The organism is Ruegeria sp. CDSB136, assembly GCF_059610965.1.
Window position 1 is genome coordinate 79160 of the sequence record NZ_JBXWOP010000015.1, and the last position, 21861, is coordinate 101020.

Sequence of the window (21861 nt, forward strand, 5' to 3'; positions counted from 1 at the left end):
GTGCCAACCAATCAAATCTTTTGATCAGCAAGGTTCGGCACGCCCCGAACACGCCGGCGCGATTGATCTACCAGCGCTGAAGTTATTCGCGTTGGACCAGATATCCCGCGCCACCCGCCATGTTCCGTCATCTTCAAGATGGTAGATATTGATGCCATGGCCGGTGGAAACAGTGGCAGGACCCGAGTCACGCGGAACATCGGTGGCGGTAAACTCATAACGCTCAAACGCCCAGCTCGCTGCCACAACAAACTCCACTGATTGCTTTTTCCAACGGGTGTGAACGGCGTCGAAATACCCGCGCACCCAAGGCCCGACCTTGGCTTTGCCTTTCATGACAGGCGCGCCGGGTGCGATGAACACCACGTCATCAGTGACCGTCTCAAGGAATTGATCCAGTTTGTTCGAGTTGATCGCTGCAAGATACGCAGTGTGTGCGGCTTGCGGAGTCTCGGCTTTGGTGTCGGGCAGCGCCGGTGCCGCGATAGCCAACCCTATTCCAGTAAAAAGCATTGTCATCCTGATAGTCATATCGGCCTCCAAGCATTTGTGGCGATTGGACCTTGCCGGTTGTTCAAACCCGCCTGTCAACGCAAAACGCATTGCAGGACGATCGCATTGCAACGCAATCCGACAGGCTTTTAGGGCAATCGCAGTTTTAGATAGCTACACCACTGATTGTTCAATTCGCATCAGGTGTATTTCTCGACAATAGTCACATTTGGTGTACCTTGCGAGGCAGGAAAAAACAGCAATCATTAAGTATGTCTACTGAATGAATCTTATTGACTGGCATAAGTTGCCGCCGCTTACGACCCTCAGGGCGTTCGAGGCGACCGGCCGTTTAGGCGGCTATTCTGCCGCGGCACGTTCACTGAACGTAACCACTGCCGCAATTGCGCAACAGGTGCGAAAGCTTGAGGCTGATCTAGGGATTCCACTTGTGCGCCGAGAGGGCCGCGGACTTGCTTTAACCGAGGCCGGTTGGACGCTGGCCAGCACACTCAACGACGCATTCGAACAGATCGCAAAAGGCATTGATGATGTGACGGCTCAGGAGGCCGCTCGCGGTGTGAGTGTGTCTACGACTGTCCGATTTGTCGACGCGGTCATCATGCCACGTCTTGGCGGCTTCTGGGCGGAACACCCCGGCATCCAGGTGTCCTTCGCTGCGGAAGGAAATTCGTGGGACGTCGATCTCGAAGCCTTTGACATTGCGATACGCGGAGGCCCGCCAAACCATGTTTGGAGCGGCGCGGCCCAGAAACTGCTTCTAAAGTCGCCGTTCGTATTATGCGGCACACCAGAGCTTGTCAGGTTGGGTGCGAAAAACCTGACCGATGTGCCGTGGATACAGGACAAGAGCATCGGTTCCCAAGTCTTTGAAGGTGTCGTCCGGGACTTCGGCCTGCGCGTCGACGACCTTCAGCTTGTTGATCCGGGGGGATCGAAGTTCGAGCTGGACGCCGCCTTGCAAGGCTACGGATTGCATCTAAGCCCTCTAGTGACCGTCAAAAAGTACCTGGATAATGGCAGACTGGAAGCTATCGACGTGCCGCCGAAATGGGTGGCCTGCTACTTTGCGGTCTACCGAAAGGGGCGCATTTCCGATCAGGTAGGTGCTTTCCTGAAATGGCTTGAAGTGACGTGCGCACCACTTTCTCAGGAGGCTTGAGAACCTCGAACTGGATTCCGTCCAACGTCATATCGGGCACTGGCCCGTCATTATGTTCACGCTATCGGGCCGGGGGCTGATCAGAGTTGCCTCGTGCAGGATTGGTTTTTTTGATTTCAATCGCTTATCCTTGCCGGGGATCATTTGGAAACAGGAGGTTCACGTGAACAGCTCTATCTCTGATGAGGCGATGGCGCGGCTCCCGTTTTGGGTGACACCTCCTGGGGAAACAGACGGCTTTCTGATCGTTGTTGGGTTTCTTCTTGTCGTTGTCCTGCTGGGTTTCGGCGCATTGTATTTTACCGTGCAAGCCATTCCCGACCGAATGGCGGCAGGCGCGCACAAGGTTCAAATGCAACTGGTTGGTGTGCTTGGGTTGATCTCGCTGTTCACACTGAACAATGCGTTCTGGATCGCCGCCATTCTGATTGCCGCTGTGCCTCTGCACGAGATATTCCCGCTCAGGACCGAAGTGGACCTTTCGGAGAGCCACGATGCTTGAGTTGGTATTCTCTGCATTGATCACGATTGTCCCGGATTACCTGTACCGCCGCTACAAGCAGGGCAAGAGATGGGGCCATGAAATAACCCTGTTCAACGTCTGGTATGAATTGCGGTGGGGTTTGACCGCCTGTGCAATACTGGCCGTTACGCTGATCACAGTGATCTTCTATTTTCACCCCTCAACGCGGAACGTGTCCGCCGCATTTCGCACGGTTACCATACTGTCAGATCGCGGTGGCCGCGTCTCAGAGGTCTATGTCGCCAACAATGACGCGGTTGATGCCGGTGACGCCATTTTCCGGTTGGACACGACCCGACAAGAAGCAGCAGCGGATACCGCTCAACGCCGTATAGAAGAGATCGAGGCCGCTTTGGGCCTGACTGCAACAGAAATTGCGGCAGCCGCCGCTGGTGTTGATTCGGCAGAAGCAGATCTCGCGCAGGCCACAAGCGATCTGGATCGACGCCTAGAGCTTGCCGAGCGAAACGATACTGTCGTGAGCGAGCAGGAGCTGGAGCGGTTGCAGACGGCAGTGTCCGGGGCGGAGAGCCGTCGCGCAGCCGCACTCGCGGCACTCGATGGTGCCAAGCTTCGCCAAACCTCACTTCTTCCTGCGCAGCTTGAAAGCGCGCGCGCCGTGCTTCGGGAGGCCGAAAACGAGATATCGAAATCAACCGTATTCGCTGAGGTGGACGGGGTTGTGACCCAATTCCTCCTGAAGCCGGGCGACATCGTTAACCCAATTCTGCGTCCCGCTGGTATTCTGGTGCCAGACGTCTCAGGACAAGGGCGTTTCATAGCGGCTTTCGGTCAGATTTCAGCCAGCGTGCTCAAGCCCGGCATGCTGGTGGAAATCACCTGCGCATCCAAACCCTTGACTATAATCCCGATGGTCGTGGACGAGGTGCAAGACGCGATTGCTGCGGGGCAATTCCGACCAGGTGATGCGCTGCTGGATCAGCAGGATCGGGCGCGACCCGGCACTGTGACAGCCTTTCTTGCGCCAATCTTCCCGAAACATCTGGAAGATATCCCCCCGGGAAGTTCATGCGTCGGCGTTGCCTATACAAGCCGGGCGAAGGAAATTGATGCCGGTGAAATAACGGGTTTTTCGGCTTTTCTTGCACGGATTGTGGACGGGATGGGTATCGCAAACGCGATCGTTTTGCGCGCACAGACAATTTTGCTGCCCGTCAAGGCGTTGGTCTTCAATTGAGGCCCAACTCGTTGAGAGGGAGGGCTTTGCCGTAAACGGCAAGGTCAGCAACAATATCCTGTTTCTGTCAGGCTTTTTGGGGGCCTGATATATCTGTCATCTTAACTTTGGCTCCACACTCATAACGCGACCCTTTGCTACTAATAAATCCGCTGAATTCTTCACGCCGGAACGCACATCGAACCGCATCGAAGCGACTGCTTACGCGAAGTCGCCATTCTTTTTGGATTTCCTGCCATCTTGTTTTAGCGCCCTAGAAGACGTGGAAATCAGGAACTAACTGAAATTCAGTAAGTTATTTGGCCTTACAAAGAAACGGAGATGAACCGTCACAAAGCGCACTCATTGACCTTATTGGAGAGGCAATGAGGTCACATCCTATTGGGTGAATATGACATGCTCTAGAAATTCAACCCCGGCGTGTGCTTGAGTTGATCCAGTTCTAGTGAAGTCATTTTTCTGACAAGCTATGGGAGACCTGTTTCGTGGAAATCTTGATAGTATTGGGCCTGGTTCTGGCAGGTGCAGTTTTTTTGGCGCTTCGCAGCAACAAACCTGACAACACGATTGCGCGCCCCTGGCAGCCTCGAGTGGGCGAAAAGCCTAAGATAGCCACCGGCCCGCAGCAAAGCTCATCGCAGCTGCCGCGTTTCGACCCAAGCCATACGGTCCCGCGTCCAGAGGTGTCGATATTGACTGGTTCCGCGTATGTAGTTGATGGTGACACTCTGGTGATCAAAAAAACCCAGATCCGTTTGTTTGGTGTAGATGCACCAGAGATGGCTCTCGTGCAAATCCAACCGCCCCCAAGCCCCTTATTTTATTGGATAAGTCAGCCGCTGGGTGTGACTGAAGTGGTACTGAAGTGGTACAAGGAGTGTCAATAATAAACGACAGCGCCGTCGTATTTGACAGACATTACCCTGACGGCTGACGCTATGCGCGCCCAATCCATCAACGAAAAGCACCGCGAAGTGGTGGCGCTAGGTCGCACCGCTAAGGAGATCGCTGCGGAGATCGGAGAGGAACTGAGCGCGGTGAAGGCTAGCAAGCCTGAAGGGGGTCTCCGTAAGTGGATCGAAGACAACTGCTGCTTCAGTCGCGCCCACGCCTATCGCTACATCGCGGTGTATGATGTGAGTGTCTCCCGTGTGAGACACTTTCAACAGGCCAACAGCATCCGCGAAGTTCTGGACCTCAAGGACACCAAGCCAACCCCCAAGCCCGAGACCCGAGCGGCGACCCTCGACGATCTCCGCAAGGTCGAACGTCTGCGCGCCCTAAGGGACAACCCAGCGGCGACTGAGGGGCCTGCTGGGTACCTTAAGGGGTTTAGGGACTTGGAAGTCGATCGCACACGTCTGCGGTGTTCCAAGTCGCTTCAACTCCTACGACACCTGCGCTTGCGGAGGCTTTAATTTCATTTGGCCGGACGGGTAAATCGCAAGCTCCCTTTAAAGCCAACATCATATTCTCTATCAATTCCTCTTGAATAGTCGATACGGTCGACCAAGAGAGTAACGCCGCTGGAATAGGCTCTATTTCTCCACCAGACTTAAAAACAAATCCCGGAACATCATCAGTATCCGGAACCGCCATGAAATCCAACTTTCCCGGTCCTGCCGATGATTTGTAAACGGACCACGAAACGTCTGGCGCTGCCCTCAACGTCTGGGCTACTTCTTCGGTGGCCCATCCTTGTGCCGCCATTTCGTCGGTGAGAACTTCGGGTGTTAAGGCACCGGCCTGTTTCATCCAAGACTTATTGTCGTATGTGAACTCGGTGACGGTGACTAAACCGTATTCCTCCGCTATCGCATTTAAAACACCAATCGCAGGGCCAGAAAGAACGCTGTCGTCCTGCGGAGTGATCACACCATCAAATGCACCCGAGCCTGTTTCTTGAGCGCACAACTCAGTGGCCTGAAAAATGCTCAAGACGAACGCGGTCCCTAAAAGAAGCTTCATCATATACCCTCAAAAAATAGCCAGTAACGTCATCACTTTACGCAAAATAATTTTCTGACGTCCATTGGAAAAGACCCGATATTCGACCGTGGTTTTCCAATAAAGGCGGATACCCAATATTTTGGCAAAAAAATCTGAGTGCCAGAGATATATAGAGATGCCGCGCATACCCCCCTATGGGGCCACCTCGGGACCAACTCTCACCACCTGCGGGAAAGTCCTTTTAGTGCATGTTTTCAATGGGTTGACTTACTTCTGGCGCGGAACCAAGTTAAGCGCACATCACTACTGATGTACATCTTATAATGAGGTAGCGAAAGCCTTACGGTCTGGCCGAGAACTCGACCCGATACTGCTCTGGCGGGAATGTGATGATACCGGCAGCCATACCGGGCGACTGATCATCATGGATGGGCACCACAGGACCGAGGCATATTATCACCACTTCGAAACCCATGGGGTTGACCTCAGAGATGCCCCACTGGTCCCCGTTCTGGTTCACGAATGCCTGCCTATGGTTGCCCGTTTGGTGGCACTCGCGGCGAACACAAAAGACAGTAAGCCCTTGATGCCAGCAGAGCGTAATAACGCGGCATGGCGTCTGGTCCGCGACAGCCTGCACTGGACAGGCAAGAACTGGCAGGGCCAGCTAACCAAGTCACAGATCGCACATGCGTCAGGGGTCTCAACGCGAACCGTTCAACGTATGAACAAGGTGTTCAAGCTGATGACTGATGCTGAGCATAAACCGACAGGGGAATGGTGGCGGGATAACCAGTGGAAGGTCCAGCGCGACGACGATTGGACGCCACCCAGCAGTGAGGAATTAGAAACGATGACCAACGACGCTGCGAATGCAATCAGTAGAGTGTTAACCGATGCCCAGCTAAAGCGGGATGAGGACGTGCTTACCGTATTGTGCAAGGTGTTTGACCCTTGGCGATTGAAGCAGATCACCGCAGAGCTTTGGGAAAGTGATGTACTGGACGCAGACGAAGAACTTTCGGACACCAGCATCGTTGACCGAAAGCGCACTGCAAGGACACCTGTAGGGGACGCCGAACGACCGCTTGATGCGTTGCTGAGAGAGGCGAGCAACGATGAAGGCAACGACTTCACCTACAACCCCCGGCGTAACTTCAAGGGGCGGATGGACACGCTTTCAGACGACGCCATCAAATTTGACTAGGTCGATTCCTGAGAACAGCCTGAAAGAATACCCGAGGTGTCCGTGACCTGAGCAACGTCCTTCGGCAACCTGCGTTTGAACCTGTAGCCTTCTTTGAGTTTGTCGAGATATTTGATCTTCATCACAATAGCCATGTGGTACTTAAGCTCCTGCAAATGTGGTACAGAAGCGGCTTTTTTCCCAATAAACCTTAGAAATATGGCGATGATGGCGCACCTGAGAGGGTTGGAGTTCGCGTCTTCAGACCGAATTGTTCCAATAGTTGACGCAGGTTATACAGTGATGCGATGATTGTGTCGTAAACTTGTTTTCCTCTGGGGGGGGGTAGATGCGACATTTCTTTCTGGCAATAGTTTTCTTATGGGCATTGCCTGTTAATGCGGCAACCTTCACTTACCACTATCAAGGCGCATTGTTGGACCAAATAGTGGATAATAATGATGGCACTGCAACAATCCAAAATGGCTTTAGTGCGACACTGATACTTGACGAGTATTTGCTCGGTCAGTCTCTGTTCAACGCCAATATTTCTTTTTTTCTTCCGGGGTCGTCAGGCTTGACCCCGCAGGGACCGGTACAAGGCGTGCTTGGTTTTATTACTAACTATGCAGATCTCACGAACACTGTGGCTGGAACTGACTTCAGAATGCAAACGAATGCCTCTGGCAACCTGACGGGTACCGCGTTTTGGTTGGACGGTCCCCCAGATGGTTTTTTTGGCTCAAGTACACCAGATTCAAATGGCATTTATGATTGGTATCACGATTCCATAAATACCATCGGAAGCTCTCAGCCTGGCACATGGTCATTGGTTTCGATCCAAGGGGACTTGTACGTTGCGCCAGTTCCACTGCCTACTTCATCTTGGCTGCTGATAACTGCGCTTCTTGGGCTGGTATTATTTTCACGCAACAGGTCACCTAAGTTAGGCTAAGTAGCCTGAGATCTTTGGCGAACTTAATGCCTACTAAATGCAAGACTTGGCGCTAAATGTTGTGATGTAAAGTGTCCCTAAACTTGGAAATCGTGTAGGCCGCTTCATAGGTCTGAGGGTGCTGTCGGACAAATTCGAACCAGTCTCAGCTAGGGTCAGGACCCATTGATTTCCGCCGTGCGGCGTGATTCATCGCGCCGAAATCGAGCGGTGAAAAATGGCTGACATTTTCTGGCTAAGCGCCGAGTGGATGGCCCGTCTGGCCCCCCTCTTCCCAAAGTCTCAAAGTAAACCTCGCGTCGACGACAGTCGGGTTTTGAACGGAATTGCCTTCGTCAATCGTAACGTGTTTGGGGCAAGCTCAAAGGTTTCATACGCAACCCAAGAAGAAAGAGTTTCGGGTTGGACCCGATGGCGCAGGGTTCGAAGCCGGTCTGATAAGTCCGACCCCGTGGTCTACGACACGATGGTCCACTGGACGTCTTTCACACTATCGAACGCCTCAGAAACCAACTGAAGGCGAGCCTCAGGGCCACCGTAAGTCTCACCTACACCCGCCACAGCATGACCCAGCGCGAACTTCTGGACGACTGGGTCTACCCCTGCCAACCTCAGGCGGTCCTTCATGGCGTGGCGCGTGGAGTGAACCGCGTGACGTGTGTCTTCAGTGATGGTTCGCAGGTGTTTCATTAATGCCTGAGAAGCGCTGTCAGCCCCCCTAGTGCGCCCGTATGCTGGAAATAGGGGGTCACCACCAGAGGCACCCTTGCGGCTCTCCATGGACTCCTCAGCGGCTACCAGAGCGCGGCCCTTAAGGGGCACCCTGCGGATTGAAACCTTCTCCTTGATGGAGCGGATTGAGTTGGGCTTGATGTCGATGAAGGGGATAGTAGCATCAAGATGGACAGCGTCTATCGTGAGACCAGTTATCTCAGCCAGACGACAGCCAGTGTCGATTAACATGTCCCAGATCAGAAGCAGATCGAGGGACCTAGCGTGGTTCCTTAGTCGGACACGCATGGCTTCCATTTGGTCCATGCTAAGGGGCAGCCTCTTGTCTTCCTCTCGGGTTTCCCCTTGGTGGACTTCAAGGCCTTGGAAGGGGTTCGAGGCTTGATTGATAAGGTCGAACTCCTTGATACCCACGTTGACCATGGCAGAGACAATACGCAATTCCCGCTTCACAGATGAGGGGGACAGCAGCTTGCCTGATGTGGTGTTCATCTTGAGCATCTGGTCTCGAAGGTGGCGGGCTTGTTCCCTCTTCAAGTCGGTCAGCTTCAATTGATCGAGTGGACCAAGGACATCTTCAATCCGTCTACAGGTTCGGTCCAACTGTTGCTGGGCAGACCTCTTTCCCCTCACCTTCTCTGTCTCATAGATAGCCTTCGCATCTGCCAAGGTGACAGCCGGAGGTGCAGCCTCAGGGTCTCTGATGGCTTTGAGCAGCATGGGGTCAGACCCTAGCTTGTGCATCTCATCTGCGAGGACATCCCTCAGGTCCTCATCAGGCAGTTCATAGACAAGCCTCTCAGCCTCTGTGAGAGCGCGATACCATCTCTCCCTAGGGGGCACTTCCTCCGACCCTGTAGCCTGTCTTCTGGCAGCCCTGACGGTGTCCTCATAGTCCCTCAATATGGCGGCATGTTCACGGAGCAGAGCAGGCCCCTCATCCTTCACGGCAATACGCACCTGAAAGTATTCCCGCCCGGTGACCTGAGCAACGTCCTTAGGCAGCCGACGCTTGAACCTGAAGCCTTCCTTGAGTTTGTCGAGGTATTTGATCTTCATCACGATAGCCATGGGGTACGCATGCTCCTGCAAATGTGGTACAAAAGCGGCTGTTTTCCCCAATAAACCTTAGAAATATGGAGGTGTTGGCGCACCAGAGATGAGCCACCCATATGGAAAGAAAGCGAAGTGGGCGCTGGTGTCCCTCTGCAAAGGACAAAAAATCAGGGCGGAAGTAACCGAGCAGGACACCCACGGGCGAACTGTCGCCAGATGCTTTTTGGAGGATGGTCGTGATTTATCGGCAGAAATGGTCAAACTTGGGCTTGCGATAGACTGGGGAAAGTACTCGGGCGGGAAATATCGATCTTTGGAAATGCCTGATGCTCGAAAAAAGCTCTGGCTCGCAAACGCGCGGCAAAATGGACATATGGGGCTATGGGAGCGATATGAAGCAAAGCAGGCTGCCCGGAAACTGAACAACTAGCTGTAATAGAATGCATCGCCCATGCGCCCCGAATTTGCACGGCCACCGGTACGCGCCGCAAATTGAGCGCCATCAGCGTCCTACTTCTGTGCGGGTCTGGGGGGGGTGAGACGGGGGAAAACCGGAGTGTCTTCAAGAAGGTTTGGTGGAGCCTAGGGGAGTCGAACCCCTGACCTCTTGCATGCCATGCAAGCGCTCTCCCAACTGAGCTAAGGCCCCATGCAGGTACCGCCTGTGCGGTGGACGGACGTTTATGAGACGGTGCCGGATAGTGCAAGTCCAAAAAATCGGTTTTGCAAAATTTTTGCCGTCTTGCTGATCCGCAAAAATGAAACGAGGCGGCCGGGGGCCGCCTCGGGACGAATTCAGTTTTCGTCTTCCGATGACATGTCAGTGATGTCGTCCAGCGACACGTTGTCATTGTCATCGTCATCATCCAGCAGATCATCGTCCAGATCGACATCGACGTCATCGTCCAGAGCGATGTCATCGTCAGACTGCGATTCACGCGCCTTGGCGGATGCAGCATCCTCGGCGTCGGCGGCGATCATCCGGCTTTTGCCGGTTTCCATAACCACGATCTCGCCGGTGTAGGGGCTTACGATCGGGTCCTTGTTCAGGTCATAAAACCGCTTGCCAGTGGTCGGGCAAACGCGCTTTACGCCCCATTCTTCCTTGGGCATGTCAAATCCCCTTGATATCAGGTGAGTCGTATCAACGATTCAGGTCACGTGCCACATGCGGCGGGCACTGTCAAAGCCTTTGCGCAGGAGAAGTTGGGATATGGGGAAACATGCATTGCCCGGGACGCCTCCGGTGCCTTTGACATTGCGCAAGTCGGCGCGGGCACGGCGGATCAGTCTGCGGATTTCCCAACTGGACGGGCGGGTCACGCTGACCTTCCCGCAAGGCGTGCCCGAGGCCGAAGCGCTGAGTTTCGCCCGCACAAAAGAAAACTGGATCCGGCAGCATCTGCAGAACCAGCCCGGCCGGACGCCGGTGGAAATCGGCGGTTTCCTTCCAATCGAAGGGTCCGAGCGAAAAATCGTTGCCGCGACGGGGCGAAGGATCCAGATGCATGACGACCAGATCGCGGTTCCTTCGGGGGCCGAGGGGCGACGACTGGCGCGATTCCTCAAGGAACTCGCGCGCGACCGGTTGACAGAAGCCTGCGATGACTATGCCGCCATGTTGGGCCGTCCGTACAAAAGCCTGACCCTTCGGGATACGCGGTCGCGCTGGGGATCGTGCAGTTCCGCCGGTGCGCTGATGTTCTCGTGGCGCCTGATTCTGGCACCCTCAGAAATTCTGCATTATGTCGCGGCCCACGAGGTGGCTCATCTGGTTGAGATGAACCACTCTCCGGCCTTCTGGGCGCAGGTCGAGCGGATTTTCGGACCCTGCAAGGATCAGCGGCGGTGGTTGCGCGACAACGGTGCGCGGCTGCATCAATACCGATTTGAAGCCGGGACGAGTTGACCCGGCTGATATTTGTGATCACATGGGCGCATGTTGAGCACACGTTCCACCGAGTCCCAGACCGCAACGCACGACCGCGTCTACCGGACGCTCAGGTCCCGTATCATGCATGGGGATATTGCCCCGGGGCAGGCGTTGACCCTGCGCGGGATCGGCAAAGAGTTTGGCGTATCCATGACACCGGCCCGCGAGGCGGTGCGCCGATTGGCAGCCGAAGGGGCCCTGACCCTGTCGTCGTCAGGTCGCGTATCGACCCCGGAACTTGGCAACGACCGGATCGAGGAACTCGCGGCCTTGCGCGCCCTGCTTGAGGTTGAACTGGCAAGCCGGGCACTGCCGCGGGCGCACATGGCGCTGATTGACCGGCTGCAGAGCATCAACATGACGGTTGCGGAAATGGTAACCAAACGGGATGCGGTCGGGTATATCCGCGCCAATCTTGAGTTCCACCGCACTTTGTACCTTCGGGCGCAGGCACCGGCGATGCTGGCAATTGCGGAAACCGTTTGGTTGCAACTGGGTCCGACGATGCGCGCACTCTATGGGCGGCTACGGCGCACAGAGCCGCCACACTACCACAAGCTGATCATAGCTGCGCTCAAGGCTGGCGATGAGCCAGGATTACGGCTGGCGGTACGGTCCGATGTGACGCAGGGCTTGCGGTTGCTGGTCAGCTAGGCGGCTTATTGCCGACGACATCCCGGTTGCCCCATTCGAGACAGGCGCAGGCCAGCGACGTTCTGGCTCAAAAGCGCGGTCTGCGTTACTCTGGCCAAAACCACAACAAGAGCAGATTTCAGACATGATCAATCGACGGACCTTTTCTATGGGGCTTGGGTCGGCGCTGCTGGCCGCCTGTTCCGATATCAGTTCACCTGCGCGCGCGCCGGCCACACGGATGCAGGCTGTGCCCAATGCAGGCTGGGATGCCTGGGTTGCCGGGTTCAAGGGACGCGCGGCGTCTCAGGGTATTTCGCAGACCACAATCAATCGTGCGTTTCAGGGGGCGGGTTATTTGCCCGGCGTGATCGAACGCGACCGCAACCAGGTCGAGTTCAAGCGCTCGCTCGAGGATTATCTGGCCATTGCGGCCTCGGACGAGCGGATCAGCACCGGCAAACAGATGCTGCAGCGCCATGGCGCAACTTTGTCGCAAATTGAAGCCCAATACGGCGTCGACCGTGAATTCGTGGTGGCGGTCTGGGGGCTGGAAAGTCGCTATGGCGCGCGTCGGGGCGATGTGCCCGTTGTATCGGCACTGTCGACGCTGGCCTACGACGGACGGCGCGGGGAGTTCTTTGAAAAGCAGTTGATCGCAGCGATGAAGATCCTGCAGAACGGCGATACGACCCCTGACAATATGACCGGCAGCTGGGCCGGGGCGATGGGGCATACCCAATTCATTCCGACGTCGTATCTGGCCTACGCGGTGGATTTCACCGGTGACGGGCGACGGGATATCTGGTCGGACGATCCGACCGACTCACTGGCTTCGACCGCAGCCTATCTGGCGCGCGCCGGTTGGGTGCGGGGCCAGAAGTGGGGTGGCGAGGTCGGAACGGTGTCAGGCACACCTGTCGCAGTGCTGCAGCCGCAGACGCCCGGACCGCGCATCGCGGTGTTCCGCAATTTTCAGGTGATCAAGCGCTACAACAACTCGGACAGCTACGCGATCGGTGTCGGGCATCTGGCCGACCGGATCGCCGGCGGCGCGCCGTTTCAGGCCTCATTCGGTCCGGACGAGAACGGCCTGACCCTCGAGGACCGCAAGGAGTTGCAGCGTCGTTTGACGTCGGCCGGGTATGATACGGAAGGGGCGGATGGTGTGATCGGCAAGAAGTCCGAAGCCGCCATCAGCGACTACCAGCGGGCCAGTGGTCTGGCGGTAACTGGGACACCTTCGGCAGACTTGCTGCGCAGGCTTGGGGGCTGACGGCTCAGGCCGCCAACCCTTTCGATCCGATGTCGAGGAATTTCTGGCGGCGGTCCTTAATCAGGGCCGCTGCGTCTTTGCCTTCCAATTCGGCCAGCATGGCCGTGATTGATGCACGCACTGCCTCAACTGTCGCCGGACGATCACGATGGGCACCGCCCTTGGGCTCGGCGATGATGTGGTCACAGACGCCCAACTTGTGCAGATCCTGCGCGGTCAGGCGCAGGGCCTCGGCCGCTTCGCGCATTTTCTCAGAGTCCTTCCACAGGATCGAGGCGCAGCCTTCGGGTGAGATCACCGAATAGACCGAATGCTCCAGCATCGCGACACGGTTTGCCGTAGCGAACGCAACCGCACCGCCCGAACCGCCTTCGCCGATGATGACCGAGACCAGTGGTACACCGATTTTCAGACACATCTCGGTCGACCGGGCGATTGCTTCGGACTGGCCGCGTTCTTCGGCGCCTTTGCCGGGATAGGCGCCTGCGGTGTCGATCAGCGTGATCACCGGCAGGCCAAAACGGCCAGCCATCTCCATCAGACGTACGGCCTTGCGGTAGCCTTCAGGGCGGGCCATGCCGAAATTGCGTTCAATCCGCGACTTGGTGTCCGAGCCTTTCTCGTGCCCGATCACCATCACCGGCTGGTCTTCGAACCGCGCCAGACCGCCAATCACGGCCAGGTCGTCGGCAAAGTTCCGGTCACCGGCCAGGGGCGTGAACTCGGTAAACAGCGCGTCGACATAATCGTTGCAATGGGGGCGTTCCGGGTGGCGCGCCACCTGACATTTCCGCCACGGGGTCAGATCGCCGTACAGTTCATCCAGAAGTTTGGCCGCCTTGGCGTCCAGCGCAGCAGCTTCTTCGGCCACGTCCATCTCTTCGTTGGCACGGGCCAGCGCGCGCAGTTCCTCGGCCTTGCCTTCGATCTCGGCCAGGGGTTTTTCGAAATCCAGATACTGGGTCATGACGCCTCTCAACGCGGAAGTTCCCCGCTATATGAACTTGCCGCCAGAGGAATGCAACACAAGGCAAGCGGGGTCCTGAACCTGATCCGTAACGGGTATGGCTGTTTCTCAGGCGCAAGGCCATTGGCGCCCGCCTTCAGCATTTAGACACCTTTCTCGCTTTCATCCCGTGTTTTTGGCTCGACAGATCTGACTATCGCTCGTGGCATCGACGGGTCCCAGATGTTGATGAACCGCATCCGTAATGTCGCCGAACGGATCGCTGATCAGTTTCCGACCAAGGCTTGGCTGATCTTCAATTAGGGTTTCAGACCTGGGATCGTTCTGAGCCAAATGCCCGGCGATCATGCCCTGCGTCGGCAGAAGAGTGTTTTTGGCTTCTCTGCAAGTAGTCAAAAAATGCGGAAGCAGCCAAACCGCGGCCAAACTAGTGAGTGAGACATGTCATGCAAGTCCATTGTTTTGGGCCATCGTTCGGGCTCAGGATTGGTCCAAGCGAAGATCGTAGCGTTTCAGTGGGTGGGGTATTGGTTGGTGAGAATTCAGCAAGATTTGTGGTCGCGGAATATGCGATCCCGGTGCGGCAGGAAGAAGGAAGGGAACCGATGACAGCCAGTTACGAAGATCGTATCCTGCGTGTTTTGGCCTACATTCATGACCACCCGGCAGGCGATCTGTCACTGGACACGCTGGCCGACGTCGCCGCCATGTCGCGGTTTCACTGGCATCGTGTGTTTCGCGCCATCACGGGCGAGACCTGTGCGCAGGCCGTGCGCCGGATCAGGTTGCATCGGGCGGCGTGCTGGCTGGTGCAATCCGACAAGCCGGTTGCGCAGGTGGCCACTGATATCGGCTATCACAACCTGAAATCCTTTGCGCGGGCCTTTTCCGAGGCCTATGGCAGCAGCCCCGCCGGTTTTCGCAAGGCCGGGCAATGCCTGCCAGCCAACCCACATTTCAGAACCGGAGAATATCCAATGCACCCTGTTACGAAACGAACCGAACCCGCCCGCCGTGTCGTCGCGCTGCCACACAAAGGCGCTTATGCCGAGATCGGCAAAAGCTTTGAAGCCTTTGGTACCTTGTGCGAATCCCGCCAACTGTGGCCGCAGATGGGTCCTGCTATCGGGGTCTACCTCGACAGTCCCGATGACGTGCCCGAAGATCAACTGCGCAGCTATGCCGGTGCCGAACATCGCGGTGGTGCGACCCCCGATGGTATGGAAGCGCTGGAAATCCCCGGCGGCAATACCGCTGTGCTGACCTACAAGGGCCCGTATTCAGGTATTCACGCTGCCTATCACAGCCTGTTCGGCAACTGGCTGCCTGAATCCGGTGAAGAACCGGCGGATCGGCCTTGCTATGAAATTTACCTCAACGATCCGCGCGACACCGTGCCAGAAGACCTGCTGACTGAAATCTGTCTGCCACTGAAATAGCTCAACTCGGCCACAGCACCGGATAAAGCGAGGCCACCAGCAGCACCGCCATGGTCCAGTTGAAGGCCAGCAGGCGGCGCGGGTTTGTTAAAACGCGCGCCATCTGTTGCCCAAGTACGGTCCAGACGCTGACCGAGGGAAGGTTGACCGCTCCGAAAACCAGTGCAACCACCATGATCGCACCCAGCGTCTGATCCGGCGTATAAGCGGCAGTTGCTGTCAGGGCCATGGCCCACGCCTTGGGGTTGACCCATTGAAACGAGGCGGCCTGAAGAAACGTCATTGGTGTACCCTTCGCGGCCTGATCTTGCGTGGGCGCGGCATTGGCAATCTTCCAGGCCAGGTACAGCAGATAAATCACGGATGCGATTTTGAGTATCGTATAGCTGACCGGATAACGGTCAAAGACCTGAACCAGCCCGGTTCCCACCAGCAGAACCATAAAGGTAAAGCCCAGCCCGACCCCCAGCATATGCGGGACGGTGCGCCGGAACCCGAAATTGGCACCCGATGCCATCAACATCAGATTGTTCGGCCCCGGCGTGATCGAGGAAACGAATGCAAAAGCGATCAGGGCGAGTAGAAGTTCATAGGTCATGAAGCGAATAATTGCGGCAAAACCGGTAAATGAAATTGCGTTTTGATGCGTGCTTCCCTTAGTTTTGCAATCAATGACCAAGATTGACGAAATAAACCGCCAAATATTGCGAGAGCTGTCCCGGGACGGTCGTATCAGCAACCTGGACCTTGCTGACCGTGTTGGTCTGTCGCCATCTGCTTGTCTGCGCCGCGTGCAGGAGCTGGAACGTGCCGGTGTCATCACGGGTTATCGCGCGGTTCTGAACCCCGCAGCCCTGGGAGTGGGGTTTGTGGCCTATATCGGCGTAGGGCTGGGCGAGCATACCAAGGCTGCGCAGGAAGGGTTCGAGCGCGCATTGCAGCGTGCGCCGGAAGTGGTTGAATGCCACAATACTACCGGAACAATCGAGTATCTGCTGCGGGTGGAGTGTGCCGACCTGCCGTCCTACAAGACTTTCCATACCGAGGTGCTGGGAACCCTGCCGCATGTGACCTCAATTACGTCCTATGTTGTAATGGATTCACCAAAGGACGTAAGGGCCTGACGTTGAGATTGTGAACTTCAACCGACTTGCGAGGTGAATTTTCACGTCCTAGTGTCTTCGCAATAAAAAGGTCGGAAGGGGAGAAACCCCAAAAGACCACACTCAGGGAGAAGACCATGAAACTCTTTCGGATCGGTGCGCTGGCCGCAGTCGCGGCAGTAATCGGCAGCACGGCCATGTCCGCGCCATTGAAACTGCAACCCGCAAACCCGCAGCCCAACGCGAAGGCGGGACTGAATGTGAAATACGCATGGGAGGGGAATCCACCGCGCAAGATTCAGAACCTCGCCAAAGTTGATTTCCTGTTGAAAAAGGCCAAGGCGGGTCCGCCTTTGAGGGGACTGGATTACCGTGACACATCGGATGGTGATCCTGTCATGACTTTCAACGAAGCCTATAATGTGGCGGCGGAGATCACCGGGTTTATCCGTTTTGACTCGCCCGGCGTTTACGAGTTGGAAACCTGGTCCAACGATGGAATTGACGCCTATGTCGGCGGTCAACAGATTGGGTATGTCAACGGACGCCAGGGCTGCGAAGCCAACCAGCGCACCGAGGTCGAAGTGCCAAAGGCCGGATGGTACCCGCTGAATATCAAGTATTTCCAGAAGTACGGAACATCCTGCTTGATGATGAAATGGGGCAAAGCGGGTGAAAAAATGAAATGGACCCCGAACAGCGCATTCGGGCGCTGACGCCAAGCGGGGCAACAGTCGGTTGGCCCAACAGGTCTGTTTGATCAGGCATGTCGGGCTTTTCCCAAAAAATGCACGAATTTTCACAAGGCCGCCTGCAAGTCTTTTTCATCGCACCTATCTTGGGTATGAAAACCACACCCCGGGTGCGATCCCCGGGGTCAACAAAGTAACTGATGGACTTTCGGGAGCCCGCACATGTTAATTCGACGTCTCGCGCTAGCCGGGCTCTTTCTGGGAATGTTGCCCGCCATGGCGCTGGCGCAATCTGATGAAAACTCTGCGGCGGAACTGTTTGTCGAACTCAACACACTTCAGGATATTGATGACGCCTGCCAGATGACTTTCGTGGTGAGAAATGACACGGGGCAAGGTGTTGACGCTGTTTCGTTTGAAGCCGTGATTTTCGACACCTCCGGAGGCGTGGATCGCCTGACGCTCCTGCTTCTGAGGGACCTTCCCGAGGGCCGTATGCGCGTGCGCCAGTTCAACCTTTCCGGATTGTCCTGCGAGAAGATCGGTCAGGTTCTTTTTAACGGTACGAATTCCTGTCAGGTCAACGGGGCAGAAAGCGACATATGCCGGGAAACGCTGACGCTTGGCAGCCGTGTCGACGTGGAGCTACTGGGATGAGCCCGCTGGTTGCGCTGCGCGAGATCGTGGCCCTGGGTGGGCCGGTGGTTGCGATCCTGATCGTGATGTCGGTGCTGACGCTCGCCGTCACGCTGTACAAGCTCTGGCAGTTTGCCGCGTGCGGCGTGGGTCGGCATCGGGTGTTGTCTCAGGCGCTGGCGGCCTGGGATGCGGGTGATCGGCAGCTTGCGCGTGACCGTCTGACACAAAGCCACAGCTACCTTGCTCCGCTCGTGAATGCGGCGATGGACGCACCGGATGCACCGGGCCTGTCCGAGCGGCTGGATGCCGAGGCCGGGCTGGCGCTGGCGGGGTTAGAGCGGGGTTTTCGCCTGCTTGATACCGTTGCGCAACTCGCGCCGCTGCTGGGGCTGTTCGGAACCGTTCTGGGTATGATCGAAGCGTTCCAGAGCCTGCAATCCGCCGGGGCTTCGGTCGATCCCTCGCTTTTGGCTGGCGGTATCTGGGTTGCGCTGATCACCACGGCAGTCGGGCTGGCGGTCGCTATGCCAACCTCGATGGTTTTGTCGTGGTTCGAAAGCCGGACAGCACGCGAGCGTGTGTTCGCTGACAAGGCACTGCGAACCGTGCTGGTTCCGGGGCAGGGCATTCAGGCCGCGACGGGCAGAGCGCATACCCCGGTCGCGCCCGAACATGCGTAATACCGCACCCTTCGTTCGCCGCCCATTGTCGATGACGCCACTCATTGACGTCATTTTCCTGCTTTTGTTGTTCTTCATGCTGTCCTCGACCTTTTCCCGCTTTGGCGAGATCGAACTAAGCAGCGCAACCAGCGGTGGGGCGGCCTCGGATGCGCCGTCGGAACGTGCTTTCGTGCAATTGGGGGCGACCCGGCTAGTACTGAACGGCGCGCCGGTCACGCCCGAGGAACTGGCGGCCCGGGTCGAAGCGGGTCAGGTTCTGATCAGCATGGACAACGACGCCACAGCACAGCATCTAGTTGATATTTTGGCTCTGCTGCGCGGCCGTGAAGACCTCAGCGTTCTGGTGCTGGAGTAAGGCCATGATCCGCCGTACCCGCCCCAGCCGTAAACGTGATTCCACCATCGCGCTGATCAATGTCATCTTCCTGATGCTGATTTTCTTTCTGATCACGGGCACGCTGGCACCACCAATGGACGGGGATCTTGAGCTGGTGAACACGTCCGATCTGGCCGGGCGCGAACCACCTGACGCGCTGGTGCTGCACAGCGACGGAACACTTAGTTTTCGCGGTGCTCCATCCAGCGCCGAGGCCTATATGCAAACCCATGATGCAGGTCCGGTACGGATCGTTCCGGACCGCAATGCGCAGGGTCAGCGCCTGATCGAAATCACCACTTCCTTGCGCCGTCTGGGGGCAACATCGGTCTTTGTCGTGACCGAACAGGCGCTCGAATGATCCGCGGGTCTGCCTTGATTGCCGCCGTGGCGATCGCGATATCGGTGATGGTTCACTTGATGGGGCTTACCCTGACGACACCGGCGCTGCCCGGATCTGAGACACCGGATACCCGGCCTGACAGGGTGGCAATGGGCAATGCCTTCGAGGACCTGGTCGAGCCCGTGGCGGAGCCCGTCGAACCCGAGCCTGCTGAAACGCCCGAGCCGCCAGAGGAAACGCCGCCCGAACCCGAACGGACGGAACCGGTTCCGATCACCGAGGCGCTGGTCGCCTCAAATGACCCAAAACCGGTGCCGTCCCCTGATACCGGCGAAGCCGAAATCGTTCAGCCAGAGATTGCAGAGCCGGTCCAGCCTTCAGTTACAGCCGAAGAAGCCGATGGTGACGACAAACCCAGTGCCGATGAAGCCAACTCCGATCCCATCGAGGCGGAAGCCGCAGCCGAAGCGCCTCAGGGCGATCCTGATGCAATCGAGGCAGCGGCAGAACCCGAACAGCTTGCCGCTCTGCCTGTCGTACCCGAAGCGGCTGCCACCCCGCCGGTCACGGCCATTGTTCCACCCGTGCAGGAAGCGGTGGAACCGGAGATCGCCGCCCTGTCACCGATACCGGATGCGGCGGAAACAGTGGAAGAAGCTGAAGAATCAGAGCTCGCCGTGACCACCTCAATCAGGCCACGCGTTCCGGACCGGCGGCCAACATCGGAACGGCAAGGTGTATTGAAGGGATCGAGGGATTTCAGCGACTTGCGTTTTCCTGATCAGGTAGTCGATTCGCCTTTGACCGTTTATCGCCGCGAAGGCATCGATAGGTTCAGGCAGGGCAGCGGGGGATCGCGCTCGGGCGGGCGCGGGCCTGGGAATTCCGATGTAACCAACTATGCCGGGCAGGTTCTGGTACATCTGAATCGCGCACCGGTTGTTTTTGTTTCGGCCCGAGGTTTTGCGCAGGTGTTTTTCCAGATCGATCCCGACGGTTCGCTGGCCTGGGTCGAAATCGTGGACAGTTCCGGCTCGCTCGAAGTTGAACGCGCGGCCCGCGAACAGGTCAGGCGCGCCGCGCCGTTCCCACGCCCGCCCAGCGGAACCAGCCGCAAGCTGTCATTCTTCTACCAGAACAACTGATTACGGCGGGAAGTTGATGTCAATCGAACAGGGTGACAGTCGACCCGTTCGTGAGTGCCGTAAATGCGGCTTCGATATCTGACCGCAGATTCCGAACCAAAGACAGCTCCGGAAGATCCTGGGGCGCAAAAAACGCGACCTCACTTGTTTCCATGCCTGGTTCTGGTGCTGTGACGCTGCTTTCTTCGCACAGAAAGAACAGTTTGTAGAAATCTCGTATGTCCGCCGGATACGGATGGCGTGCCTTGTGTCGCAGCGCGTAAAGCTGACGTGCGCGGACCCGCAGTCCGGCCTCTTCCCAGACTTCACGTTCTATGTTTTCCGCCGGGGAACTGCCGATATCGGCAAAACCGCCCGGCATTGCCCATCGTCCGTCGCTGCGTTCACGGACCAGAAGGATTCGGCCGTCGCGAATAATTGCGCCGCGAATATCAATGCTGGGCGTTGCGTAACCGCCGGTATGGTCGGATATCAGCCCTTCGATCCGTGACAGCGGGACGTGGCCAAGATCAGCCAGCATGGCGCGCGCCAAAGCGGCGATCTCGTCATAGCGTTCGCGATCAAAACCGTCCGTGGTAAAGTGCTGCCCGGTCTCGGACAGCGCCAGCAGACGTTTCGCCCGGGCAAGCCAGGTATCCTCCAGCGCGGTCGGATCCTGGCGCATCCCGGTCAGCGACGGCGGTCGCGGCGGGCGCTCATGGGTTGAAAGGCCACGCCCACATGCGCCTCGCAATAGGGTTTGCCCTGTTCAACCGGCAGACCGCAGAACCAGAAATCTTCGGTTGCGGGGTCGCCGACCGGCCATTTGCAGGTTTTCTCGGTCAGTTCCATCAAAGTCAGCTTTTTGGCCTTCTTTTCGACCTCGTTGACCTTGGCCAGCGCTTCGGGGCTGATCTCGTTGGCCGACGGTTGCGGCGGCAGGGGCTGACCGGCCGGGATGATCTGACGACGGGCCGGAATGGCGGGCTTGGCTTCGGCTGCCGGGGCAGGGGCCGGGCGTGCCGGTTCAGTCTTAGGTGCAGGTTTTTGCTTGGCTTCCGCCTTTGGTTCGGAGGCTGGTTTTTCCTTGGGTTCAGCCTTGGCCGGTGCCGCGCCCGTGGTCCGGTTCGACAGGCCCAGACGGTGCACCTTGCCGATCACGGCGTTGCGGGTCACACCACCCAGTTCCTTGGCGATCTGGCTGGCCGACTGGCCCTCGCCCCACATCTTCTTCAGCAGTTCTACACGCTCGTCAGTCCAGGACATCATTTGCCTTTCAAAAGCGGAAAGCGGCCCCGGATTCGGGCCGCCTTGGGAATTCGTATCAGCCCCCTATTTTAATCACTGCAGCCCGAGTTACAAGCTGTCTTCGAATCAG

Annotated in this window: 27 protein-coding genes, 1 tRNA gene and 1 pseudogene; 18 read left to right on the plus strand and 11 right to left on the minus strand. The window is 57.1% G+C overall.

Going from position 1 to position 21861, the window contains the following annotated elements; translation table 11 throughout:
• Positions 1 to 24: 24 nt before the first annotated feature.
• The gene (locus AC2FIR_RS16335; protein WP_496745647.1) at positions 25 to 531 is read right to left on the minus strand and encodes a YybH family protein; all 507 of its coding nucleotides are present in this window, start codon (positions 529 to 531) and stop codon (positions 25 to 27) included.
• 244 nt (positions 532 to 775) lie between these two features.
• Here AC2FIR_RS16335 and AC2FIR_RS16340 point away from each other — a divergent pair, with 244 nt between their 5' ends.
• From AC2FIR_RS16340 to AC2FIR_RS16355, 4 genes are all read left to right on the plus strand, one after another.
• Positions 776 to 1675 (plus strand): LysR family transcriptional regulator, encoded by a 900-nt coding sequence (locus AC2FIR_RS16340; protein ID WP_496745645.1) that lies wholly within the window; start codon positions 776 to 778, stop codon positions 1673 to 1675.
• 163 nt (positions 1676 to 1838) lie between these two features.
• A complete protein-coding gene (locus AC2FIR_RS16345; RefSeq protein ID WP_170609625.1) occupies positions 1839 to 2177 on the plus strand; it encodes a hypothetical protein in 339 nt (112 codons plus the stop codon).
• Positions 2170 to 3396, plus strand: a complete 1227-nt coding sequence (locus AC2FIR_RS16350) for an HlyD family secretion protein (RefSeq protein WP_496745643.1) — start codon at positions 2170 to 2172, stop codon at positions 3394 to 3396. The genes AC2FIR_RS16345 and AC2FIR_RS16350 overlap by 8 nt, the downstream gene beginning before the upstream one ends.
• 485 nt (positions 3397 to 3881) lie before the next feature.
• Entirely contained in the window at positions 3882 to 4283 is a 402-nt protein-coding gene (locus AC2FIR_RS16355; protein ID WP_496762734.1) for a hypothetical protein, read from the plus strand.
• 445 nt (positions 4284 to 4728) lie between these two features.
• Here the strand turns inward: AC2FIR_RS16355 and AC2FIR_RS16360 are convergent, their stop codons facing one another.
• Together AC2FIR_RS16360 and AC2FIR_RS16365 are read right to left on the minus strand one after the other, a co-directional pair.
• Entirely contained in the window at positions 4729 to 5367 is a 639-nt protein-coding gene (locus AC2FIR_RS16360; RefSeq protein WP_170824534.1) for a hypothetical protein, read from the minus strand.
• A gap of 319 nt (positions 5368 to 5686) precedes the next feature.
• On the minus strand, positions 5687 to 5866 hold the full coding sequence (locus AC2FIR_RS16365; protein WP_496762739.1) for a hypothetical protein: 180 nt from the start codon (positions 5864 to 5866) through the stop codon (positions 5687 to 5689).
• Positions 5867 to 5878: 12 nt separating this feature from the next.
• On the opposite strand from AC2FIR_RS16365, the gene AC2FIR_RS16370 reads away from it, so the two are divergent.
• Positions 5879 to 6553, plus strand: coding sequence for a hypothetical protein (locus AC2FIR_RS16370; RefSeq protein ID WP_496762741.1), 675 nt, complete (start codon positions 5879 to 5881; stop codon positions 6551 to 6553).
• Here AC2FIR_RS16370 and AC2FIR_RS16375 read toward each other — a convergent pair.
• Positions 6550 to 6687, minus strand: a complete 138-nt coding sequence (locus AC2FIR_RS16375; protein WP_496762743.1) for a hypothetical protein — start codon at positions 6685 to 6687, stop codon at positions 6550 to 6552. The genes AC2FIR_RS16370 and AC2FIR_RS16375 overlap by 4 nt on opposite strands.
• Positions 6688 to 6881: 194 nt before the next feature.
• On the opposite strand from AC2FIR_RS16375, the gene AC2FIR_RS16380 reads away from it, so the two are divergent.
• Complete coding sequence (locus AC2FIR_RS16380) at positions 6882 to 7487, plus strand: VPLPA-CTERM sorting domain-containing protein (RefSeq protein ID WP_496762746.1); 606 nt, start codon at positions 6882 to 6884, stop codon at positions 7485 to 7487.
• 456 nt (positions 7488 to 7943) lie between these two features.
• Here the strand turns inward: AC2FIR_RS16380 and AC2FIR_RS16385 are convergent, their stop codons facing one another.
• Complete coding sequence (locus tag AC2FIR_RS16385; RefSeq protein ID WP_496762748.1) at positions 7944 to 9290, minus strand: site-specific integrase; 1347 nt, start codon at positions 9288 to 9290, stop codon at positions 7944 to 7946.
• A gap of 79 nt (positions 9291 to 9369) precedes the next feature.
• On the opposite strand from AC2FIR_RS16385, the pseudogene AC2FIR_RS16390 reads away from it, so the two are divergent.
• Positions 9370 to 9705: pseudogene (locus tag AC2FIR_RS16390) on the plus strand (thermonuclease family protein); the annotation flags it as partial.
• A gap of 143 nt (positions 9706 to 9848) precedes the next feature.
• On the opposite strand, the gene AC2FIR_RS16395 reads toward AC2FIR_RS16390, so the two are convergent.
• Positions 9849 to 9924 (minus strand) — tRNA-Ala (locus AC2FIR_RS16395).
• Between the two features lie 146 nt (positions 9925 to 10070).
• Positions 10071 to 10388 carry a TIGR02300 family protein gene (locus AC2FIR_RS16400; RefSeq protein WP_170609631.1) on the minus strand — a complete coding sequence of 106 codons (318 nt, stop codon included), beginning with the start codon at positions 10386 to 10388 and terminating at the stop codon, positions 10071 to 10073.
• A gap of 100 nt (positions 10389 to 10488) precedes the next feature.
• Between AC2FIR_RS16400 and AC2FIR_RS16405 the strand changes: the two genes are divergently transcribed.
• The 3 genes from AC2FIR_RS16405 (at position 10489) to AC2FIR_RS16415 (ending at position 13117) form a co-directional block, all read left to right on the plus strand.
• A complete protein-coding gene (locus AC2FIR_RS16405) occupies positions 10489 to 11184 on the plus strand; it encodes a M48 family metallopeptidase (protein WP_170609633.1) in 696 nt (231 codons plus the stop codon).
• 30 nt (positions 11185 to 11214) lie between these two features.
• Positions 11215 to 11862 carry a GntR family transcriptional regulator gene (locus tag AC2FIR_RS16410; protein WP_170609635.1) on the plus strand — a complete coding sequence of 216 codons (648 nt, stop codon included), beginning with the start codon at positions 11215 to 11217 and terminating at the stop codon, positions 11860 to 11862.
• A 124-nt stretch (positions 11863 to 11986) separates the two neighbouring features.
• On the plus strand, positions 11987 to 13117 hold the full coding sequence (locus AC2FIR_RS16415; protein ID WP_496762753.1) for a lytic murein transglycosylase: 1131 nt from the start codon (positions 11987 to 11989) through the stop codon (positions 13115 to 13117).
• A 4-nt stretch (positions 13118 to 13121) separates the two neighbouring features.
• Here the strand turns inward: AC2FIR_RS16415 and AC2FIR_RS16420 are convergent, their stop codons facing one another.
• Complete coding sequence (locus AC2FIR_RS16420; RefSeq protein WP_170609638.1) at positions 13122 to 14084, minus strand: acetyl-CoA carboxylase carboxyltransferase subunit alpha; 963 nt, start codon at positions 14082 to 14084, stop codon at positions 13122 to 13124.
• Positions 14085 to 14689: 605 nt separating this feature from the next.
• Between AC2FIR_RS16420 and AC2FIR_RS16425 the strand changes: the two genes are divergently transcribed.
• Entirely contained in the window at positions 14690 to 15523 is an 834-nt protein-coding gene (locus tag AC2FIR_RS16425) for an AraC family transcriptional regulator (protein ID WP_496745638.1), read from the plus strand.
• A gap of 1 nt (position 15524) precedes the next feature.
• Here the strand turns inward: AC2FIR_RS16425 and AC2FIR_RS16430 are convergent, their stop codons facing one another.
• Positions 15525 to 16121, minus strand: coding sequence for a LysE family translocator (locus tag AC2FIR_RS16430; protein WP_496745636.1), 597 nt, complete (start codon positions 16119 to 16121; stop codon positions 15525 to 15527).
• A 73-nt stretch (positions 16122 to 16194) separates the two neighbouring features.
• Between AC2FIR_RS16430 and AC2FIR_RS16435 the strand changes: the two genes are divergently transcribed.
• The 7 genes from AC2FIR_RS16435 (at position 16195) to AC2FIR_RS16465 (ending at position 20504) form a co-directional block, all read left to right on the plus strand.
• On the plus strand, positions 16195 to 16647 hold the full coding sequence (locus AC2FIR_RS16435; RefSeq protein ID WP_496716700.1) for an Lrp/AsnC family transcriptional regulator: 453 nt from the start codon (positions 16195 to 16197) through the stop codon (positions 16645 to 16647).
• A 116-nt stretch (positions 16648 to 16763) separates the two neighbouring features.
• Positions 16764 to 17342 carry a PA14 domain-containing protein gene (locus AC2FIR_RS16440; RefSeq protein WP_480914643.1) on the plus strand — a complete coding sequence of 193 codons (579 nt, stop codon included), beginning with the start codon at positions 16764 to 16766 and terminating at the stop codon, positions 17340 to 17342.
• Between the two features lie 198 nt (positions 17343 to 17540).
• Positions 17541 to 17975 carry a hypothetical protein gene (locus AC2FIR_RS16445; RefSeq protein WP_170609648.1) on the plus strand — a complete coding sequence of 145 codons (435 nt, stop codon included), beginning with the start codon at positions 17541 to 17543 and terminating at the stop codon, positions 17973 to 17975.
• Complete coding sequence (locus tag AC2FIR_RS16450; protein WP_170609650.1) at positions 17972 to 18637, plus strand: MotA/TolQ/ExbB proton channel family protein; 666 nt, start codon at positions 17972 to 17974, stop codon at positions 18635 to 18637. The genes AC2FIR_RS16445 and AC2FIR_RS16450 overlap by 4 nt, the downstream gene beginning before the upstream one ends.
• Positions 18630 to 18995: an ExbD/TolR family protein gene (locus tag AC2FIR_RS16455; RefSeq protein ID WP_480914640.1), complete on the plus strand. Its 366-nt coding sequence runs from the start codon at positions 18630 to 18632 to the stop codon at positions 18993 to 18995. The genes AC2FIR_RS16450 and AC2FIR_RS16455 overlap by 8 nt, the downstream gene beginning before the upstream one ends.
• Positions 18996 to 18999: 4 nt before the next feature.
• Positions 19000 to 19377 (plus strand): ExbD/TolR family protein, encoded by a 378-nt coding sequence (locus tag AC2FIR_RS16460; RefSeq protein WP_170609652.1) that lies wholly within the window; start codon positions 19000 to 19002, stop codon positions 19375 to 19377.
• Positions 19374 to 20504, plus strand: a complete 1131-nt coding sequence (locus AC2FIR_RS16465; RefSeq protein ID WP_496745633.1) for an energy transducer TonB family protein — start codon at positions 19374 to 19376, stop codon at positions 20502 to 20504. The genes AC2FIR_RS16460 and AC2FIR_RS16465 overlap by 4 nt, the downstream gene beginning before the upstream one ends.
• Before the next feature lie 19 nt (positions 20505 to 20523).
• Here the strand turns inward: AC2FIR_RS16465 and AC2FIR_RS16470 are convergent, their stop codons facing one another.
• Positions 20524 to 21168 carry an NUDIX hydrolase gene (locus AC2FIR_RS16470; protein ID WP_480490312.1) on the minus strand — a complete coding sequence of 215 codons (645 nt, stop codon included), beginning with the start codon at positions 21166 to 21168 and terminating at the stop codon, positions 20524 to 20526.
• Positions 21169 to 21173: 5 nt separating this feature from the next.
• Entirely contained in the window at positions 21174 to 21749 is a 576-nt protein-coding gene (locus AC2FIR_RS16475) for a GcrA family cell cycle regulator (protein ID WP_480914736.1), read from the minus strand.
• Between the last annotated feature and the right edge of the window lie 112 nt (positions 21750 to 21861).

Excerpts from the sequence above, each read along its gene's own strand:
- AC2FIR_RS16470 (WP_480490312.1), bottom strand. The coding sequence starts at position 21,168 with ATGCGCCAGGATCCGACCGCGCTGGAGGATACCTGGCTTGCCCGGGCG.
- AC2FIR_RS16420 (WP_170609638.1), bottom strand. The coding sequence starts at position 14,084 with ATGACCCAGTATCTGGATTTCGAAAAACCCCTGGCCGAGATCGAAGGC.
- AC2FIR_RS16425 (WP_496745638.1), top strand. The coding sequence starts at position 14,690 with ATGACAGCCAGTTACGAAGATCGTATCCTGCGTGTTTTGGCCTACATT.
- AC2FIR_RS16405 (WP_170609633.1), top strand. The coding sequence starts at position 10,489 with ATGGGGAAACATGCATTGCCCGGGACGCCTCCGGTGCCTTTGACATTG.
- AC2FIR_RS16460 (WP_170609652.1), top strand. The coding sequence starts at position 19,000 with ATGATCCGCCGTACCCGCCCCAGCCGTAAACGTGATTCCACCATCGCG.
- AC2FIR_RS16450 (WP_170609650.1), top strand. The coding sequence starts at position 17,972 with ATGAGCCCGCTGGTTGCGCTGCGCGAGATCGTGGCCCTGGGTGGGCCG.
- AC2FIR_RS16410 (WP_170609635.1), top strand. The coding sequence starts at position 11,215 with ATGTTGAGCACACGTTCCACCGAGTCCCAGACCGCAACGCACGACCGC.
- AC2FIR_RS16360 (WP_170824534.1), bottom strand. The coding sequence starts at position 5,367 with ATGATGAAGCTTCTTTTAGGGACCGCGTTCGTCTTGAGCATTTTTCAG.
- AC2FIR_RS16400 (WP_170609631.1), bottom strand. The coding sequence starts at position 10,388 with ATGCCCAAGGAAGAATGGGGCGTAAAGCGCGTTTGCCCGACCACTGGC.
- AC2FIR_RS16430 (WP_496745636.1), bottom strand. The coding sequence starts at position 16,121 with ATGACCTATGAACTTCTACTCGCCCTGATCGCTTTTGCATTCGTTTCC.
- AC2FIR_RS16465 (WP_496745633.1), top strand. The coding sequence starts at position 19,374 with ATGATCCGCGGGTCTGCCTTGATTGCCGCCGTGGCGATCGCGATATCG.
- AC2FIR_RS16455 (WP_480914640.1), top strand. The coding sequence starts at position 18,630 with ATGCGTAATACCGCACCCTTCGTTCGCCGCCCATTGTCGATGACGCCA.
- AC2FIR_RS16445 (WP_170609648.1), top strand. The coding sequence starts at position 17,541 with ATGTTAATTCGACGTCTCGCGCTAGCCGGGCTCTTTCTGGGAATGTTG.
- AC2FIR_RS16380 (WP_496762746.1), top strand. The coding sequence starts at position 6,882 with ATGCGACATTTCTTTCTGGCAATAGTTTTCTTATGGGCATTGCCTGTT.
- AC2FIR_RS16335 (WP_496745647.1), bottom strand. The coding sequence starts at position 531 with ATGACTATCAGGATGACAATGCTTTTTACTGGAATAGGGTTGGCTATC.
- AC2FIR_RS16370 (WP_496762741.1), top strand. The coding sequence starts at position 5,879 with ATGGTTGCCCGTTTGGTGGCACTCGCGGCGAACACAAAAGACAGTAAG.
- AC2FIR_RS16385 (WP_496762748.1), bottom strand. The coding sequence starts at position 9,290 with ATGGCTATCGTGATGAAGATCAAATACCTCGACAAACTCAAGGAAGGC.
- AC2FIR_RS16440 (WP_480914643.1), top strand. The coding sequence starts at position 16,764 with ATGAAACTCTTTCGGATCGGTGCGCTGGCCGCAGTCGCGGCAGTAATC.
- AC2FIR_RS16435 (WP_496716700.1), top strand. The coding sequence starts at position 16,195 with ATGACCAAGATTGACGAAATAAACCGCCAAATATTGCGAGAGCTGTCC.
- AC2FIR_RS16475 (WP_480914736.1), bottom strand. The coding sequence starts at position 21,749 with ATGTCCTGGACTGACGAGCGTGTAGAACTGCTGAAGAAGATGTGGGGC.
- AC2FIR_RS16375 (WP_496762743.1), bottom strand. The coding sequence starts at position 6,687 with ATGGCTATTGTGATGAAGATCAAATATCTCGACAAACTCAAAGAAGGC.
- AC2FIR_RS16340 (WP_496745645.1), top strand. The coding sequence starts at position 776 with ATGAATCTTATTGACTGGCATAAGTTGCCGCCGCTTACGACCCTCAGG.
- AC2FIR_RS16415 (WP_496762753.1), top strand. The coding sequence starts at position 11,987 with ATGATCAATCGACGGACCTTTTCTATGGGGCTTGGGTCGGCGCTGCTG.
- AC2FIR_RS16350 (WP_496745643.1), top strand. The coding sequence starts at position 2,170 with ATGCTTGAGTTGGTATTCTCTGCATTGATCACGATTGTCCCGGATTAC.